This window comes from Oerskovia rustica (genome assembly GCF_014836555.1).
Lineage (GTDB): Bacteria > Actinomycetota > Actinomycetes > Actinomycetales > Cellulomonadaceae > Oerskovia > Oerskovia rustica.
Map to the genome: position 1 here is coordinate 172,333 of NZ_JACSQQ010000004.1, position 16,714 is coordinate 189,046.

General features: G+C 73.9%; 14 protein-coding genes. 9 read left to right on the forward strand and 5 right to left on the reverse strand.

Annotated elements, in window-relative coordinates:
* The first annotated feature begins 146 nt into the window (after positions 1-146).
* Entirely contained in the window at positions 147-653 is a 507-nt protein-coding gene (locus H9652_RS03825; RefSeq protein WP_191794904.1) for a DoxX family membrane protein, read from the forward strand.
* A gap of 28 nt (positions 654-681) precedes the next feature.
* Here the strand turns inward: H9652_RS03825 and H9652_RS03830 are convergent, their stop codons facing one another.
* Together H9652_RS03830 and H9652_RS03835 are read right to left on the reverse strand one after the other, a co-directional pair.
* The gene (locus H9652_RS03830; protein WP_191794906.1) at positions 682-1,674 is read right to left on the reverse strand and encodes a hypothetical protein; all 993 of its coding nucleotides are present in this window, start codon (positions 1,672-1,674) and stop codon (positions 682-684) included.
* Positions 1,671-2,183 (reverse strand): hypothetical protein, encoded by a 513-nt coding sequence (locus tag H9652_RS03835; protein WP_191794908.1) that lies wholly within the window; start codon positions 2,181-2,183, stop codon positions 1,671-1,673. The genes H9652_RS03830 and H9652_RS03835 overlap by 4 nt, the downstream gene beginning before the upstream one ends.
* 176 nt (positions 2,184-2,359) lie before the next feature.
* Between H9652_RS03835 and H9652_RS03840 the strand changes: the two genes are divergently transcribed.
* The 5 genes from H9652_RS03840 (at position 2,360) to H9652_RS03860 (ending at position 10,007) form a co-directional block, all read left to right on the forward strand.
* Positions 2,360-3,697, forward strand: coding sequence for an ion channel protein (locus H9652_RS03840; RefSeq protein WP_191794910.1), 1,338 nt, complete (start codon positions 2,360-2,362; stop codon positions 3,695-3,697).
* A 550-nt stretch (positions 3,698-4,247) separates the two neighbouring features.
* Positions 4,248-5,435: a sensor histidine kinase gene (locus tag H9652_RS20175; protein WP_191794912.1), complete on the forward strand. Its 1,188-nt coding sequence runs from the start codon at positions 4,248-4,250 to the stop codon at positions 5,433-5,435.
* A complete protein-coding gene (locus H9652_RS03850; RefSeq protein WP_191794914.1) occupies positions 5,432-6,217 on the forward strand; it encodes a response regulator in 786 nt (261 codons plus the stop codon). The genes H9652_RS20175 and H9652_RS03850 overlap by 4 nt, the downstream gene beginning before the upstream one ends.
* A gap of 153 nt (positions 6,218-6,370) precedes the next feature.
* Entirely contained in the window at positions 6,371-7,171 is an 801-nt protein-coding gene (thiD, locus tag H9652_RS03855; RefSeq protein ID WP_191794917.1) for a bifunctional hydroxymethylpyrimidine kinase/phosphomethylpyrimidine kinase, read from the forward strand.
* Between the two features lie 157 nt (positions 7,172-7,328).
* Entirely contained in the window at positions 7,329-10,007 is a 2,679-nt protein-coding gene (locus H9652_RS03860) for a phosphoenolpyruvate carboxylase (RefSeq protein WP_191794919.1), read from the forward strand.
* Positions 10,008-10,172: 165 nt separating this feature from the next.
* Here H9652_RS03860 and H9652_RS03865 read toward each other — a convergent pair whose 3' ends face one another.
* Positions 10,173-10,955 carry a deoxyribonuclease IV gene (locus H9652_RS03865; RefSeq protein WP_191794922.1) on the reverse strand — a complete coding sequence of 261 codons (783 nt, stop codon included), beginning with the start codon at positions 10,953-10,955 and terminating at the stop codon, positions 10,173-10,175.
* Positions 10,956-11,118: 163 nt separating this feature from the next.
* On the opposite strand from H9652_RS03865, the gene H9652_RS03870 reads away from it, so the two are divergent.
* On the forward strand, positions 11,119-11,418 hold the full coding sequence (locus H9652_RS03870; RefSeq protein WP_138827129.1) for an MTH1187 family thiamine-binding protein: 300 nt from the start codon (positions 11,119-11,121) through the stop codon (positions 11,416-11,418).
* Positions 11,419-11,554: 136 nt separating this feature from the next.
* On the forward strand, positions 11,555-13,060 hold the full coding sequence (locus tag H9652_RS03875) for a restriction system modified-DNA reader domain-containing protein (RefSeq protein WP_191794924.1): 1,506 nt from the start codon (positions 11,555-11,557) through the stop codon (positions 13,058-13,060).
* A 23-nt stretch (positions 13,061-13,083) separates the two neighbouring features.
* Here the strand turns inward: H9652_RS03875 and H9652_RS03880 are convergent, their stop codons facing one another.
* Both H9652_RS03880 and H9652_RS03885 read right to left on the reverse strand, forming a co-directional pair.
* On the reverse strand, positions 13,084-13,971 hold the full coding sequence (locus H9652_RS03880) for an ABC transporter permease (protein WP_191794927.1): 888 nt from the start codon (positions 13,969-13,971) through the stop codon (positions 13,084-13,086).
* The gene (locus H9652_RS03885) at positions 13,968-15,020 is read right to left on the reverse strand and encodes an ATP-binding cassette domain-containing protein (protein ID WP_191794930.1); all 1,053 of its coding nucleotides are present in this window, start codon (positions 15,018-15,020) and stop codon (positions 13,968-13,970) included. The genes H9652_RS03880 and H9652_RS03885 overlap by 4 nt, the downstream gene beginning before the upstream one ends.
* Positions 15,021-15,105: 85 nt before the next feature.
* Between H9652_RS03885 and H9652_RS03890 the strand changes: the two genes are divergently transcribed.
* A complete protein-coding gene (locus tag H9652_RS03890; protein WP_191794933.1) occupies positions 15,106-16,287 on the forward strand; it encodes a helix-turn-helix transcriptional regulator in 1,182 nt (393 codons plus the stop codon).
* The last annotated feature ends 427 nt before the right edge of the window (positions 16,288-16,714 follow it).

Here is a 16,714-nt window from a genome sequence, read left to right on the forward strand (position 1 = left end):
AGCCGTCGAGGCCTTCGTGGTGCCGGAGCGGGCGGGTGGGTGAAACGTGGTGTGACCCGCATCACCCGTCGCCCGGGAGGGCTCCTTCTGGGTGTGCGCCCGACGACGAGGCGCCGACAACCCACCACCTCCCGAAAGGCACGTCCATGTCCACCCTCTCCGTCAACGGTCCGGCGATCTCCCGCCGAGGCTCCGTCTCGACCCACGTGAGCGACGCCGTCGACGCCCTCGCACGCTTCCTGACCCGCTGGTCCGTCCCGGCCCTGCGGGTCGCGCTCGGCCTGGTCTTCCTCGGGTTCGGGGTCCTGAAGTTCTTCCCCGGCGCCAGCCCGGCCGAGGTCGTCGCCGAGCGCACGATCGACACCCTGACCCTGGGGCTCGTCCACGGCACGGTCGCCGTGGTCGTGACCGCGGTCGTCGAGTGCTTCATCGGCCTCACGCTCGTCAGCGGGTACTGGCTGCGGGCGGGGCTCGTGGTCATGGCCGGCGCGTTCGTCGGGATCCTCGCCCCGACCGTGCTGTTCTTCGACGAGCTGTTCGGCTCCGGCATGACGCTGCTCGGGCAGTACGTCCTCAAGGACGTGGTGCTGGTCGCCGCGGCGACCGTCGTCGGGGCCTACGCGCTGGGCGCCCGGCTGCGCCGCACGGCCTGAGCCCGACGCGAGATGCGGCGACGTGGGGTCACGGTCGGTCCGTGACCCCACTTCGCCGCATCTCGACGACGGCTCCCGCAGCGGGGCGCGCCCCGTCCTCGTGCGCCGGCCCCGACAACCACCGCCCCGACAACCTCGGCCCCGACAACCACCGCCCCGGCAGCCGTCGCCCGGGCCGCAGCGCCATCGGCACCGCGACGGCCGCGGCCGTCAGGACCCACGCCGAGTAGTCCAGCCCGAGGAACGCCCAGATGCTGCCGTGCATCGCGGCGACCGCGAGCACGAACGGGACGCGCGTGACCCGGATCGCGAGCCACACCGGAGCTGTCAGCTCGAGCACGAGCGCCCCGCCCGCGAGCGCCTGCGTGAGCCACGGCTGGTCGGCGACGGCGTGGACCCATGCCTCCCCGAACGGGGACCCGCTCCCGCCCTGGCGCAGGACCCACGACATGTTGTCGCTGAAGACCCACCCGGTGCCGCTGTGCCGCAGCTTCTGCGCGCCGGTGAGGAAGTACACGGTGGCGAGCGCCGCGAGCGCGGCACGCGGTGGCCATCCCCAGTGCGGGCTCCGCCCGGTGGCGGGCAGCGCTTGCGGCGGGTCGGCGGCGAGGAGCAGGACGAACCCGACCGTGACGGTCAGGACGTCGGGATGCAGGACCTTGCCCGAGCTGCCCCACAGGGCAGCGAGCGCGGTGTACGCGCACCAGGCGAGCACGAACCCCGCGCGTCCGGAGCGGCGCGCCACGACGAGCGCCACCCCCAGGAGCCCGGCGCACTGCACCACGACGAGCAGCCACGCGGGCGGGGCGAGGAGCAGCCAGCCCATGACGGTCCCGTGGTCGGTGAGTGCGGCCGGTCGGTCGGCGATCCTGGTCCAGTCGCGGGTGGCCAGGCGCAGCCCGATCACGAGAGCGAGCAGCGTGCGCACCTCGAGCAGCCGGTGGGCGGGCCCGGGGGCCACGAGGGCGCGGTCGACGACGCGCGCCGCCCGGCACAGCGACGAGCCCGCGGGGCCGCTCACGGCACGACCTCCAGGACCGTCTCGCGCGACCGCTCGACCCAGGTGCTGGTCCCGTCGGGCAGCGTCCGCACCGCGCGTTCGAGCCGCACCGTGGTCACGGCCGCAGGGTCGATCCCGGCCAGGGCGAGCCACGCGGTCACCATCTCGCGGCGCCGTTCGGGCGTGGCCGTGGAGAGGTCCGGGTACTGGCGGGCCGTCGTGGCGAGGGGTTCGGAGCGGTCGGCCGGCTGGACGAGGACGTCGCCGTCGTCGGTCGCGGCCACGAGCTCGAGGCTCACGGTCGTGCCGGTCCGCACCGTGCTGAAGAGCCGGTACGCGGTGAGCGGCCAGACCTCGGCCTCGACGGCGGCCGTCACCAGCAGCGTGAGCACGATCCCGTACGTCACGGCGCGGGCTCGGTGCAGGTCGTGGCGCGTCGCCTGCGCGGCGCGGGTGGCGGCGTCGGGCCAGGGCGCGGTCCATGCGGGGCGGTGGCCGCGCGCGGTGCGGGCGTCGTTGCGGAGGGGCACCCGTCGACCTTCCCAAGGCTTCGCGCCAGGGACATCGGCCCGACGGCGGCACGCGCCCTCGCCTCAGGGCGCGGACCTCGCGGGGTGGGCTCAGCCCTGGGGCTGATGCGTCGCCGTCGGGCGACCGGCGTCGGCCCCGGGGCGCGCACCGACCTCGTGCGTGCCACGCTGGGCGCATGCCCGCGCGGGACGAGGATGCGACCCCCCACCCGGTGCCCGCTGCCGCCGCGGGCCAGCCGGACGCCCCTGCGCTGCGCACACTGCTGCGGCTGAGCGTCCCGGCGGTGCTCGTCGGGATGATCTCGGCGCTCGTGCTCTACGCCCTCGACTGGTTGTCGGCCGAGGCCGAGGACCTCCTGTGGACGGACCTGCCGGGGTCGTTGGGCATGGACCCGGACTCGCGCTGGTGGATCTTCGCGATGCTGACCGGTGCGGGCCTGCTCGTGGGGCTCGTGGTGTGGCTCGTCCCGGGGCACGGCGGCCGCGACTCCGCGACGACCGAGCTCATCGCGCCCCCGCTGCCGCTGCGCGTGCTGCCCAGCCTCGTGGTCGTCACGGTCCTGGGCCTCGCCGGGGGAGTGAGCCTGGGGCCCGAGAACCCGATCATCGCGATCAACACCGCGCTGCTCGTGGCACTGGTCGCGCGGCTGTGGCCCCAGGTACCCACGGACCTCGTGGTGATGCTCGCGGCGGCCGCGACGATCGGCGCGCTGTTCGGGACGCCCGTCGCGGCCGCGCTCGTGTTCACCGGGGTCGTCGCGGGCTTCCCCCGGGGCGGCCCGCTGTTCGACCGGCTGTTCCTCCCGCTCGTCTCGGCCGGTGCGGGGGCCATGACCATGGACGCGTTCGGTCGCCCGTTCGCGTCGATGGACCTGCCCGACCTCGGGGTGCCGGACATCGGCGACGTCGGGATCTCGCTCGCGGTCGCGACGCTCGCCGCAGGCGCCGCCCTGCTGGGCGTGCTCGCGTTCCCGCACGTGCACCGGTTCTTCCACGGCATGCGCAACCCGGTCCTGTACGTGACGCTCGGCGGCGTGCTCCTGGGCGTCCTGGGCGCGATCGGTGGCCCGCTCACGCTGTTCAAGGGCTCCCAGCAGTCGTTCGAGCTCGTCCAGCAGCGCGCCGACTTCTCGACGTGGAACCTGGTCCTCATCTTCGCGGTCAAGCTCGTGGCGCTCGTGATCGCGGCCGCGGCGGGGTTCCGGGGCGGGCGGATCTTCCCCGCGGTGTTCATCGGGGTCGCCGCCGGGGTGGCCGTCAACGCGGCCTTCCCGGGCGCGCCGCTCGGTCTCTCGGTCGCGAGCGGCGTCCTGGGCGTGGTCCTGGCCGTGGGACGCGACGGGTGGATCGCGCTGTTCGTCGCGGTCGCCGTCGTCGGAGACGTCGGGGTCCTGCCCGTGCTGTGCCTCGCGATCCTGCCGGCCTGGCTCCTCGTGCGAGGCGCACCGGAGATGCTCGCGGCCCCCGAGGTGACCGACCACGCCGTGCCGCGGCGCGAGCCCGGCGTCGCGTAGCGGGTCGGCCTCAGGGGTCGGCGCCGCAGTGCACCCGCCGGTCCCACAGGTCACCCGACGGTTCACCCGCCGGACGAGCCGTCGCCGCGCGCGGGGCACGTCCCACCGGACGTGTCCCCGGTCCCGGGCGTGGACGTGGGCACCGGCGGTCCCGCAGGTCCCACCGGCTCCGCAGGTCCCACCGGCTCCGCCGGGTCCGCCGGCACCGACAGCACCGACATCGACGATGTCGACACCGGGGCGCCCTGCGCCACGAGCTCGTACGCCGACACGGCGCTCGCGAGGATCCCGGCCCCGATGACCGCCGCGTACACGCGGTCCGCGAGGGACGGTCGGCATCGGTGGGCCGGGGGTGGGGGAGACGCAGCACGGGACATGTCCCGACCCTCTCCCGGCCCACGCCCCCCGGGCATCGACCCCGGGGCGGCCCTGCCCCTGGCCGCAGGGCGCGTCCCGCCCGGGCGCGCTCCCTCCCAGGGCGGACGCGACGCCGTCGGGCCCCCGCCCCAGGGCGGTGCCGGAGCGGACCCCGCCTCGCTACGGTGGGTCCGTGCACCTCGCCCTCCGCCGCGCGCCCGTCTGGGCGCAGGACCTCCTCGCGGCCCTCGGGGTCGGTGCGGTGTGGTTCGGGTTCGTCGGGTACATGTACCGGGGCGACTACTGGAGGCCGCACTTCATCGAGCCGTACTGGTGGACGGGGGCCTGGCTCGTGGGGGTGCTCGCCCTGCGGCGCGTCGCGCCGGGGTGGGCGTTCTGGGGCACCGCGATGTTCTACCCCCTGTTCCAGTCCGGCGTCTCGTCGAGCCTGTTCCACCTCGCACCGTTCCTCGTCGCGGGCTTCTGCGCGACCCGGCAGGGAGCCGTGCCGCCGGCGCTCACGGCGATCGGGGCCGTCCTGTCGGGGTGGGCGCTCAACCTGTACCTCCAGTCCCTGCTCGGGTACGGGAAGATCAACTCGTGGGCGACCCCCTCGGACGTCCTCTCCACGGTCGCGCTGGCGCTCGCGGCCGTCGCGCTCGGGTGGATGGTCCGGCGCATCGCCGTGACGGGGGAGGAGCTGCGCGCGCGCAACGAGGAGCTCACGGCACTGCAGGGGGTGCTGGCACAGCAGGCGGTGCTCGCCGAGCGCACGCGCATCGCACGCGAGCTGCACGACGTCGTCGCGCACCACATGTCCGCGATCGTCGTCCGGGCGCAGGCCGCGGACCGTGTCGCCCCCAACCAGCCCCGGGCCCCGGCAGAGGCGGTCACGTGGATCGCGGAGGAGGGCAAGAAGGCGCTGACCTCGATGCGCTCGGTCGTGCACGTGCTGCGTCGTGAGACCGGGGAGGCGCTCGAGCTCGCGCCCGCCCCGGCGCTCGTCGACGTCCGGGCTGCGGCCGCACGTCTGACCGCGTCCGGACGGGACGTCGAGCTCGACCTGCCCGACGACCTGGGCGACCTGCGACCCGAGGTGAGCCTCGCCGTCGTGCGCATCGCCCAGGAAGGTCTGACCAACGTGCTGCTGCACTCGCTCGCCCCGCGCCTGAGCCTCGAGGTCGTCGCGACGCCCGGGTACGTGCGCGTCGCCGTGAGCGACCCCGGCCCGCCCCTGCCCGACAACCCCGACCTGCACGGCGGCAACGGGCTGCTGAACATGCGCGAACGCGCGCTGTCGTGCGGCGGCACGCTGTCCGCCGGACCCGACCACAACGGCGGCTGGCGCGTCCAGGCCGTCCTGCCCCGAGAGGCCTCATGACCCACGCCCCCGTCCCGCCTCCCCCTCCGGAGCCCGGCGCCCTGCCCGGGCTCGTCCTCGGCCACGTCGTCGCCGAGAGCCGAGCCTTCAGCGAGCCCGTGCGCGTCGTCGTGGTCGACGACCAGGCGACGATCCGCCTGGGCCTGCGCATGATCCTCGACAACGAGCCCGACATCACGGTCGTGGGCGAGGCCGCCGACGGCGCCCAGGGCGTCAGGATGGCCCACGCCCTGCGGCCCGACGTCGTCCTCATGGACGTGCGCATGCCGCACCTCAACGGGATCGACGCCGCCGCGCAGATCTCCGGGGACCCGGCGCTCGCGGGCGTGCGCACGCTCGTCCTGACGACGTTCGACGACGACGAGTACGTCTACGGCGCCCTGCGCGCGGGGGCCGCGGGGTTCCTGCTCAAGGACGCCGACCCCGAGGCCCTCGTGAACGCGGTCCACCGCGTCCGGGCGGGGGACAGCCTGCTGGACCCGGGCGTCACGCGGCGGATCATCGAGCGGTACGTCGAGCTCTCGGACTGGCACGCCGGCTCGGGCGTCGCGGCGGCCCCGCGTGCCGGGGCCGGGCTCGAGCTCGCGACGCCGCGCGAGCGCGAGGTGCTGCTCGCCGTCGCTCGTGGCCTGTCCAACAAGGAGATCGGGGACGAGCTGTTCCTCTCGGAGGCGACCGTCAAGAGCCACGTCCGCTCGCTGCTGACCAAGGTGGGGCTCACGAACCGGGTCCAGCTCGTGATCCTCGCGTACGAGGCGGAGCTGGTGCGGCCGGGGCGGTGAGGGCTGCGACGGTACTGACGGCGCTGACGGCGCTGACGGGCGCGAGCGGGCGCCGACGCCGCCCCACCACCGCCGCCCCGGCGGTGCGGCGTACGCTTTCCCGGGGGCCAGGCCCGGTCCCACCACTCTTCCTCGAAGGACACAGGCAGCACCATGGTCAACCTCGCGTACGTCATCGCCGGATCGGAAGCCACCGGGGGAGCCGGTATCCAGGCCGACCTCAAGACGTTCCAGGAGCTGGGCGTCTACGGCGTCGGGACCCTGACGTGCATCGTGTCGTTCGACCCGAAGAACGGCTGGGGCCACCGGTTCGTCCCGGTCGAGCCGCAGGTCATCGCGGACCAGTTCGAGGCCGCGAACGCCACGTACGACCTCGACGTCGTGAAGATCGGCATGCTCGGCACGCCCGCGACGATCGACGTGGTCGCGGAGTCGCTCGCGAGCAAGCGCTGGCACCACGTGGTCCTCGACCCGGTCCTCATCTGCAAGGGCCAGGAGCCGGGCGCGGCCCTCGACACCGACACCGCGCTGCGCGAGAAGATCCTGCCGTTCGCGACCGTCATCACCCCGAACGTGTTCGAGGCGAAGATCCTGTCCGGCATGGAGAAGATCGAGTCGGTCGACGACCTGGTCGAGGCCGCCGAGCGCATCCACGCCCTGGGCCCGGACTTCGTGGTCGTCAAGGGGGGCGTCGAGCTGCCCGGCCCGGACGCGGTCGACGTCCTGTTCGACGGCCAGGAGATCACGGTCTTCTCCGTCCCCAAGGTCGGCGAGGAGCGCGTGAGCGGAGCGGGCTGCACGTTCGCGGCGGCGATCACGGCCGAGCTCGCCAAGGGCAACGACGTCGAGCGCGCAGTGGGCGTCGCGAAGCAGATGGTCACCGAGGCCATCGAGGCGCGCGTGAGCTCGCACGCGCCGTTCGACACGGTGTGGCAGGGCGCGTTCACGCACTGACCCCGGCCCGACGACGTCACGCGCCCGGGCGAGGTCTTCTCGCCCGGGCGTCGTGCTCGATCTCAGCAGCCCGGCGTTCGCCGTCCGGTCCGACGGATCGACCACCAGGCAGACGCCCTCGACATGCCGAGCCGTCGAGCGCCTAGGCTACGGACCCGTGACCGACAACCTTTCCTCCGCATCCACCGACGGCAACGGCCGCACGGGCGCCCGGCACGAGGTCCCGGCGCCGCTGCGCGACGACGTCCGGCTCCTCGGCCGTCTGCTCGGCACAGTCCTGACGGAGTCGGGGGATCCCGCGCTGCTCGACGACGTCGAGCACCTGCGCGAGCTCTCGATCCGCGCGTACGGCGAGCACGCGGACGCCGCGCTCGAGGAGGCCGAGCGCCTCGTCGAGGGCTTCAGCCACGAGCGCGCCGAGCAGGTGGCCCGCGCGTTCACCGTGTACTTCCACCTCGCGAACCTCGCCGAGGAGCACCACCGTGTGCGCGTCCTGCACGACCGTGAGGCCGAGCTCGCGCCGTCGGTCGTCGACGACACCCTCCCCGAGGCCTTCACGCAGCTCGCGGACGAGGTGGGTCACGAGGAGGCCCTCGCCCGCCTGCAGCGGCTCGAGTTCCGCCCGGTCCTCACCGCGCACCCGACCGAGGCCCGGCGTCGGGCGATCTCGGCCTCGATCCGCCGCCTGTCCGGGCTGCTCACCGAGCGCGACTCCCTGCCGTCCGGTGGTGCGTCGCTCGCGGAGAACGAGCGCAAGCTCCTCGCCGAGATCGACGGCATGTGGCGCACGTCCCCGATCCGCGCCGCGAAGCCCTCGCCGCTCGACGAGGTCCGCACCGCGATGAGCGTGTTCGACGCCACCCTCTTCACGGTCTTCCCGACGGTCTACCGCCGCCTCGACGACTGGCTGCTGGCCGACAAGGCCGGCCACGACCGCCCGCAGGCGGCACCGTTCGTGCGCCTCGGCACCTGGATCGGCGGCGACCGCGACGGCAACCCGAACGTCACCGCGGAGACCACGCGCCAGGCAGCGGCCATCGCGGCCGACCACGCTCTCCAGGCCCTCGAGCGTGCGGCGCAGCGCATCGGGCGCACGCTCACGCTCGACGAGCAGGGCACGCCCGCGTCGGACGGGCTGCGCTCCCTGTGGCAGAAGCAGCGCCAGCTCTCCGAGGCCATCACGGCCGAGGCCGCCGCGGAGTCTCCCGCCGAGCCGCACCGCGCGGTCATGCTCGTCGTGGCCCGTCGCATCGCCGCGACCAGGCTGCGGGACGCGGACCTCGCGTACACGGTGCCCGAGCAGCTCGAGACCGACCTCAAGGTCGTCCAGGACTCGCTCATCGCGGCGGGCGCGCCCCGTGCCGCGTACGGCGACCTGCAGCAGCTCGTGTGGCAGGTGCAGACCTTTGGGTTCCACCTGGCCGAGCTCGAGGTGCGCCAGCACTCGCAGGTCCACGAGGCCGCCCTCGCGGAGATCGCGGAGCACGGCGTGCACGGCGCGCTGTCCGACCGCACGCGCGAGGTGCTCGACACGTACCGCGCGATCGGCTCGATCCAGCAGCGCTACGGCGTGCGAGCCGCCCGCCGCTACATCGTGTCGTTCACGCAGAAGCCCGAGCACCTGGCCGCGGTCTACCAGCTCGCCGAGCTCGCGTTCGAGGGCGCCGACGACGCACCCGTGATCGACGCGATCCCTCTGTTCGAGACGTTCGCGGACCTCGAGGCGAGCGTCGAGATCCTCGAGGCCTCGCTCGAGCTGCCGCAGGTCCAGCGCCGCCTCGCGGAGAACGGCCGCAAGGTCGAGGTCATGCTGGGCTACTCGGACTCGTCCAAGGACGTCGGACCGGTCTCCGCGACCCTCGCGCTGCACTCCGCCCAGAGCCGCATCGCGCAGTGGGCGCAGCGCCACGAGATCAACCTGACGCTGTTCCACGGCCGCGGCGGTGCCCTCGGTCGTGGTGGCGGTCCCGCGAACCGTGCCGTCCTCGCCCAGCCCCCGGGCTCGGTCGACGGCCGGTTCAAGCTGACCGAGCAGGGCGAGGTCATCACGGCCCGGTACGGCGACCCGACGATCGCGGCCCGCCACATCGAGCAGGTGGCCGCGGCGACGCTGCTGGCCTCCGCACCGTCGGTCGAGCGCCGCAACGCCGAGGCGACCGCGCGCTTCGCCGACGTGGCAGCCGCTCTGGATGCGTCGTCGCGCGAGCACTTCCACGCACTGGTCCGCAGCGAGGGCTTCCCGCAGTGGTTCTCCGAGGTCACGCCCCTCGAGGAGGTCGGCCTGCTGCCGATCGGGTCGCGCCCGGCCCGCCGCGGGCTCTCCGTCGAGTCGCTCGAGGACCTGCGCGCCATCCCGTGGGTGTTCTCGTGGTCGCAGGCCCGCATCAACCTCGCCGGCTGGTACGGCCTGGGCACCTCGCTCAAGGAGTTCGGCGACCTGGAGCGCCTGCGCGAGGCGCACCGCGACTGGCCGCTGTTCGCGACGCTCATCGACAACGTCGAGATGTCGCTCGCCAAGGCCGACGAGCGGATCGCGGAGCGCTACCTCGCGCTCGGCGACCGCGACGACCTCGCGGCCAAGATCCTCGACGAGCTGCGCCTGACGCGCGAGTGGGTCCTGAAGATCTCCGGGAACGAGTGGCCGCTGGCCGGCCGCCGGGTCCTGGGGCGCGCGGTCCAGCTCCGCAGCCCGTACGTCGACGCGCTGTCGCTGCTCCAGCTCCGTGCTCTGCGCGGTCTGCGCTCGGGCGCGGAGGGCCAGTACAAGGACGGCTTGCAGCACCTGCTGCTGCTCACGGTCAACGGCGTCGCGGCGGGCCTGCAGAACACGGGCTGACCTGCGCTGCCCTCTCGGTGCCGAACATGCGGTGGGCGTCCGTCTCTACCCTGAGACGGACGCCCACCGCATGCTCGGGCGACGCCACCCGCGAGTTCGCCGCGCGGTCGATCTCGACTCCTGCCGTACCCGCCCTGCCTGGCTCAGGTGACGCCGTCGGGCCGCTCAGCCCAGGCGCGCGCGCAGCCAGGCGATGTCCGGGCCCATGTCGCCGTGCGTCTCGCAGATCACGGGCGCCCCGGCCGAGGCGACGACCGCGACCAGCTCGTCGGGCGGGATGAGCCCGTCACCGAAGTGGGCGTGCCGGTCGGCGCCCGAGTCGAACGTGTCCCGGCTGTCGTTCGCGTGCACCAGGTCGATGCGGCCCGTCACTGCGCGGACCTGGTCCGCTGCGGTGCTCAGGTCGACCCCGCCCGCCCAGGCGTGGCACGTGTCGAGCGTGAAGCCGACCTGGTCGCCGCCCTCCGCGGCACCGATCGCGTCCCACAGCCGCCCGATGCTCTCGACCGTGCGGGCCATCGACCTGGCGCCGCCCGCGGTGTTCTCGATCAGGACGGGCACCTTGGCGTCGAGCGCGTCGATCGCCTTGCGCCAGTTGTCGTAGCCGACCGCGACGTCGTCGGTCGCGGTCACGTGGCCGCCGTGCACGATCACGCCCTTGGCACCGATCTCGGCCGCACCGTCGACGATCTTCTGGAGCGACTTGCGGCTCGGGATCCGGATGCGGTTGTTGGTGCTCGCGACGTTGATGACGTACGGCGCGTGCACGTACAGGTCGAGGTCCGCGGCCGCGGCGTCCGCGCGCAGGGCCTCGGCGCCGCCGGGGTACGTGAACTCGGCGCCCTTCCAGCCCTGGGGGTCGCCCAGGAAGACCTGGGCCTGGTCGGCGCCGATCGCTCGTGCCTGGTTGACGGCGTCGGCCTGGTCGACGTGTGCTCCGATACGCATGTGGCCCACGCTACGTGCAGCGGGCGACGCTCGGCTCGACGGGGGACGAGACGTGTCGCCGAGTGTGCACTTCGGGTCGTCTTCTCGGCGCAGGGACGACCCGAACTGCACGCTCGGTGACCTCCGCCCCCGCCCAGCCCCCGAGAAGCGGCATGATGGCCTCATGGCCATCTTCGCTTTCTCCGTCGCCCCGCTCGGTGCCGGCGAGTCCGTCACTGACGCCGTCGCCGAGGCCGTCCGCATCGTCCGCGCCTCAGGGCTGCCGAACCGGACCACGTCGATGTTCACCGAGATCGAGGGTGAGTGGGACGAGGTCATGGACGTCGTCAAGCGAGCGACCGAGGCCGTGGGTGCTGGCGGGCACCGCGTCTCGCTCGTGCTCAAGGCGGACATCCGCCCAGGTCGGACGGGGGAGCTGACCGGCAAGGTCGAGCGCGTCGAGGAGCGCCTGGCCAAGGACTGAGACCGGCCGGGACGGCCTCGTCCCAGTGGGTGAAACGGGCTCGTTCGAGTCGCTCGCACGGGCGTCGTAGGCTATGCGGCAACGCCGCCGTCCCGGGCAGCGTTCGAGGTCGCTTCCCGAGCCGCAGGAGACCCAGATGCCCCTCTTCGAGGTGGACGCCGAGCGTCCAGTTCTCGTCCGCCCGTCGCAGCCGGCGGGTGGGGGCTTCGGCACGGTCGCGCAGCGCGTGGTCGACGGCCACCTGGACGGCCTGCTCGGCGAGCAGATCTTCCCCGTCAGGCAGGGGTCGTCGACGGACGAGCCGCACCTGCTGGCGCTCGACGCCGCGGGCCTGCCCGTCGTGATCGAGGTCGTCTCGGAGCTGACCGAGGAGACCCTGACCCGGGCCATGAACCACGCCGGCCGTGCGGGGCAGCTCACGCGGGCCGAGCTCGCGAGCCGCTACGTCGGGGGCGCAGCGCGGTTCCAGCAGGACGTCACGACGTTCTACGACAACGTGCCGCTCACACGCTCGCAGGCGACGTCGCGGGCCACGGGGGCCCGCCTGATCGTCATCTGCTCGAGCGCGGAGGACGGCATCGTCGACGCCCTCGACTTCCTGCGTCAGCCCGGGTCGTCGGTGTCGGTCCTCAAGCTCGGCGTGATGCACGGGGCGGACGGCCGCCGGTTCGTCGACGTCTCGCCCCTGGTGCCCGAGCGCACGGCGCGTCCGGCAGCCCCGGCCGCTCCTCGCCGGGCGGCGGTCGAGCCCACGCGCTCGGCGCAGCGCACCGCGGACTTCGCCGAGGGCGTCGCGGTGGGGCGCGCGCTCACCGGCAAGCTGCCGATCGTGACGCAGCGCTCGCGCGCCGACCGTCGTCGAGGTTCGGAGCTCGAGGCCGCCGCGACCGTCTACGGGAGCGCCGCGGGCTCGACGGACGTGACGGGGCCGCTCGAACCGATCCACGAACCGCTGCTCGGCGCGGACCGCGGTCTGCCCACCGAGCTCTCGGTGCCGCCCGTCCCGGAGGTACCGCCGGTGCCGCCCGTGCCCCTGCTCGCGTCGCCGCCCGCGGACGAGGCGGCGGAGTTCGGCCGCTACTCGTCGACGCAGTCGGCGGAGGACGCCCTGTCGTCGCGCACGCCGAGCCGCGCCTCGATCCTGACGCGCGAGTCCATCCGCACGCGCGAGTCGATCCGGACCCGGGAGTCGGTGCTGACGCGGGAGTCGTACGAGGCCGAGGCGCCCGCGTACGACCCGTTGTCGTACCAGCCGCCCGTGAACGTCCCGGTGGTCGACGCCCTGAGCACGATCGACCCGTTGGGCCAGGACCTCGTGCCGGCCCCACCCGCTGCGTCCGTCTCGGCGCACGGCCTCGACCTGGACGACGACCCGGACGACGACCCGGACCTGCACGCGCTCGCCCGCGCCTTCGGCACGCCCGTGTCGCTCGTGTGGTCGCGCCCGCGCCGCGGGCAGCGCTTCGAGGCGGTCCTGTACCCGGACGGTTTCATCGAGCTGACCGACGGCGCGCGGTTCCGTCACCCGGACGCGGCGGCGATCGCGGCGTCGGGCACGGCGACGGCCGACGGGTGGAGCGTGTGGCGCCTGGGCGACGGCGGGCCGACGCTCACGGACGCGTTCCGCGAGCAGTACGCCTGAACCCTCCGTCGTCCCGGGCGGCGTCAGTCCGTGCTGCGCACCATGGTCCGGATCCCCACGGCCAGCCCGACGGCGGCGGTCACCAGCGCGGCGACCCAGCCCCAGGCGGCGGTCGACGAGGTCAGATCGCCCGCGAAGAGCGAGCGCTCGGCGTCGACCAGGTAGGTCAGGGGGTTGAGGTGGCCCGCGGCCCGCATCCACGACGGGCCGGTCTCGAGGGGCAGCAGCATGCCGGACAGGATCATGAGCGGGAAGAGCAGCGTCTGTTGCACGAGCCAGAACATCCACTCCTGCTTGCGGACGGCGAGGGCCAGGGCGTAGCTGAGCGACCCGACCCCGATCCCGAAGATCGCGAGCATGAGCAGCCCGAGCACCGCGCCCACGGGGTAGAGCTCGAACCCGAACGGCAGCATCACGAGCACGACCACGACGGACTGCGCGGCGATCGGCACCATCTCCTTGAGGGCACGTCCCACGAGCAGCGACGGCCGGGAGAGCGGCGAGACGAGCATGCGTTCGTGCGCGCCGGTGTTGAGCTCCTGCTGGAGGTTGGCGCCCGTGGTCGAGGTGCCGAAGAGCGTCGTCATCACGAGGATCGACGGCACGAACCACTGCCAGACGCTGCCTCCGAGCGTCCCGTCCGCGCCGCCGTCCTGCCCGCTGAGCGTGCCGACGAGCAGGGGGCCGAACAGCGCGAGGAACACGAGCGGCTGCACGAGGCCGAACACGACCGAGAACGGGTCGTGGAGCAGCGGGCGCAGCTCGCGGACCAGGACGATCGAGGTGTCGCGCGCGAGGTTCGCGAGCCGCCCACGGGGGCGGGCGCCGGGGCGTCCTGCGGTCGGGCCGGTGCCGCGCTGCGTGCGCGTGGGAGAAGGGCCGTGGCCCGTGGTGGTGTCGACGGTGCTCATGCTGCGTCCTTCCCGGAGAGCGTCGCGCTCTCGGTGGTTCGTGCGGAGGGTGAGGTCGCGCCGGGGACGTCCGGCGTCCCCGTCTCGCGCAGGCTGCGACCGGTCAGCGCGAGGAACACGTCGTCGAGCGTGGGGCGGTGGACCTGGGCCGTGGCGACGACGACGCCCCCGTGGTCGGCCGCGCGCAGGAGCGCCGGGAGCAGCGCGGGCCCGTCCGCGGCGCGGGCCGTGACCTGGGCGCCGACGACCTCGACCTCCCGGACCCCGTCCGCGCGGGAGACGAGCTGCGCGAGGCGGGCGCCGTCGTCGGGCGTCGTGGCGTCGAGGACCACGCGGTCCCCGGCGAGGTTCGTCTTGAGCGCCTCCGCGGTGTCGTCCGCGATGACCTCGCCGTGGTCGACGACGACGACACGCTCGGCCATGGTGTCGGCCTCGTCGAGGTAGTGCGTGGTCAGGACGATCGTCATGGGGTCGCCCGTGGTGGCGAGCGCGTCGGCCCGCATGCGCAGGACGTGCTCCCACAGGTTGGCGCGGTTGTGCGGGTCGAGCCCGGTCGAGGGCTCGTCGAGGAACAGGAGAGAGGGCGAGTGGACCAGGCCCATCGCGACGTCGAGACGGCGACGTTGCCCGCCCGAGAGGTCCGCGACCTTGCGTGTGCGCAGCGCGGTCAGGTCGAGCGCCTCGAACAGCTCGTCGGCGCGGCGGCGCGCGGCCCGGCGGTCCAGGCCGTACACGACGCCCTGCGTCACGAGCTCGTCGACGGCCCGCTGGTTGTGGCCCGCGGCGTTGCCCTGCCCGACGTACCCGATGTGGTGACGGACCTGCGCGGGGTGCGCGACGACGTCGTACCCCGCGACGGTCGCGCTGCCCGAGGTGGGTGCGACGAGCGTCGTGAGCATGCGCAGGGTCGTGGTCTTGCCGGCCCCGTTGGGGCCCAGGACGGCGACGAGCTCGCCCGGCTCGATGTCGAGCGAGATCCCGCGCACGGCGTGCACGGTCTCGTGGCGGCTCACGACGAAGTCCTTCGTGAGGGAGCGGGTGTGGATCACGGTGTCCTCCAGGAGTGGGTGATGACTCCACCCTGGTGGAGGTAGCGGTCAGGTTCTGTCCGCTACCTCGTGCGACGCTGGGACCATGCTCGAGACCTCGGCCCGGCTCCTCGCCCTCCTCTCCCTGCTGCAGGCCCGCCGCGACTGGCCGGGGGAGGCGCTCGCCGAGCGCCTGCGCGTCAGCCCGCGCACGGTGCGGCGCGACGTCGACCGCCTGCGCGAGCTCGGCTACCCGGTGCGCGCGACCAAGGGGCCCGACGGCGGGTACCGACTCGACGCCGGTGCCGACCTCCCGCCCCTGCTGTTCGACGACGAGCAGGCCGTCGCGGTCGCCGTCGCCCTCCAGACCTCCCAGGTGGGCGGACTGGAGGAACCGGCGCAGCGGGCGCTCGCGACGATCCGCCAGGTCATGCCCGCGCGGCTGCGGGGTCGGATCGACGCGCTCGAGGTGACCGTGGTGCGGTCGTCCGCGCAGGCCGCGCGACCCGACGTCGACCCGGCCGTGCTGGTCGCGGTGGGGAGCGCCGTGCGGGCGCGCGAGGTGCTGCGCTTCGACTACGACGGCGGGTCCGCGCCGCTGCTCGGCTCGGGCGACGCGGCCTTCCGGCCCCCGCGCCGCGCCGAGCCGCACCACCTCGTGACGTGGGGCGGGCGCTGGTACCTCGTCGCGTGGGACCTCGAGCGCCAGGACTGGCGTACGTTCCGCGTCGACCGGATGACCCCGCGGACGCCCACGGGGCCGCGGTTCGCGCCGCGGGAGCTGCCGGCGGTGCCGGCGGGCGGTGGGGCCGCCGGTGGAGGAGCGGCCGGGACGTCGCGCGGTGGCGGACCGGCGGGCGGTAGTGCGGACGGAGCGCCGGGTGCGCGTCCGGGGAACGGCGGGGGAGCGTGGGGGGACGGTGCGGGGAGGTCGCGGCGCACCCGTGTGCCGGGCCCTGTGCCCGACGTCGCCGCGTACGTCGCACACCAGTTCTCCCGTCCGCGGTGGCCCGCCGAGGGCGAGGTCGTCCTGCACGCCCGGGCGGACGACCTCGCGCCGTGGGTGGGGGACCAGGGACTGATCGAGCCGCTCGGGCCCGACCGGTCCCGGCTCGTCGCCGGGTCGTGGTCGTGGCGCGGGCTGGCCGCGTGGGTCGGCATGTTCGACGTCCCGTTCGAGGTTGTCGGGCCGGCCGAGCTGCGCACCGCGGTCCGCGAGATGGGGGAGCGGTACCGGGGGGCCGTCGGCGGCTCGGAAGGTGACTCGGACGGTGGCGCAGGTCGGTGACCTGGTCGAGGTGCGCAGGCGGCGGCCTGTCGGTGGTGTGGTGATGTGAGGTGGTGACCTGCTCGACGACCCCTGCTCGGTGGCCTTGCTCGGTGACCGGGGTCACGCGGGGCCGGGTTGACCGGAGCGTTCACCTCCCCGTAATGTTCTCGAAGTCAGCCCGGCAGGGAGAGACAGACACCACTGCGAAGCTCTTCGGAGCCGCCGCGAAGTGGCTGTTGCCCCGGACTGAAATCCGACATCTTGATCTGGATGCCTCGCGCCTCCAGAGCCTGACGTCGGGGATCGACCTCCGAGTTTGACCCGGTTCGCCGGGTTTGAAACGAAGAAGCCGGTCTGGTAGGTTAGAGAAGTTGCCCCGAGTGAAGGCCCCTGGTGGGTTGGAGTCGGTGCGTGTCGGTTGCTTGAGAACTCAACAGTGTGCTTG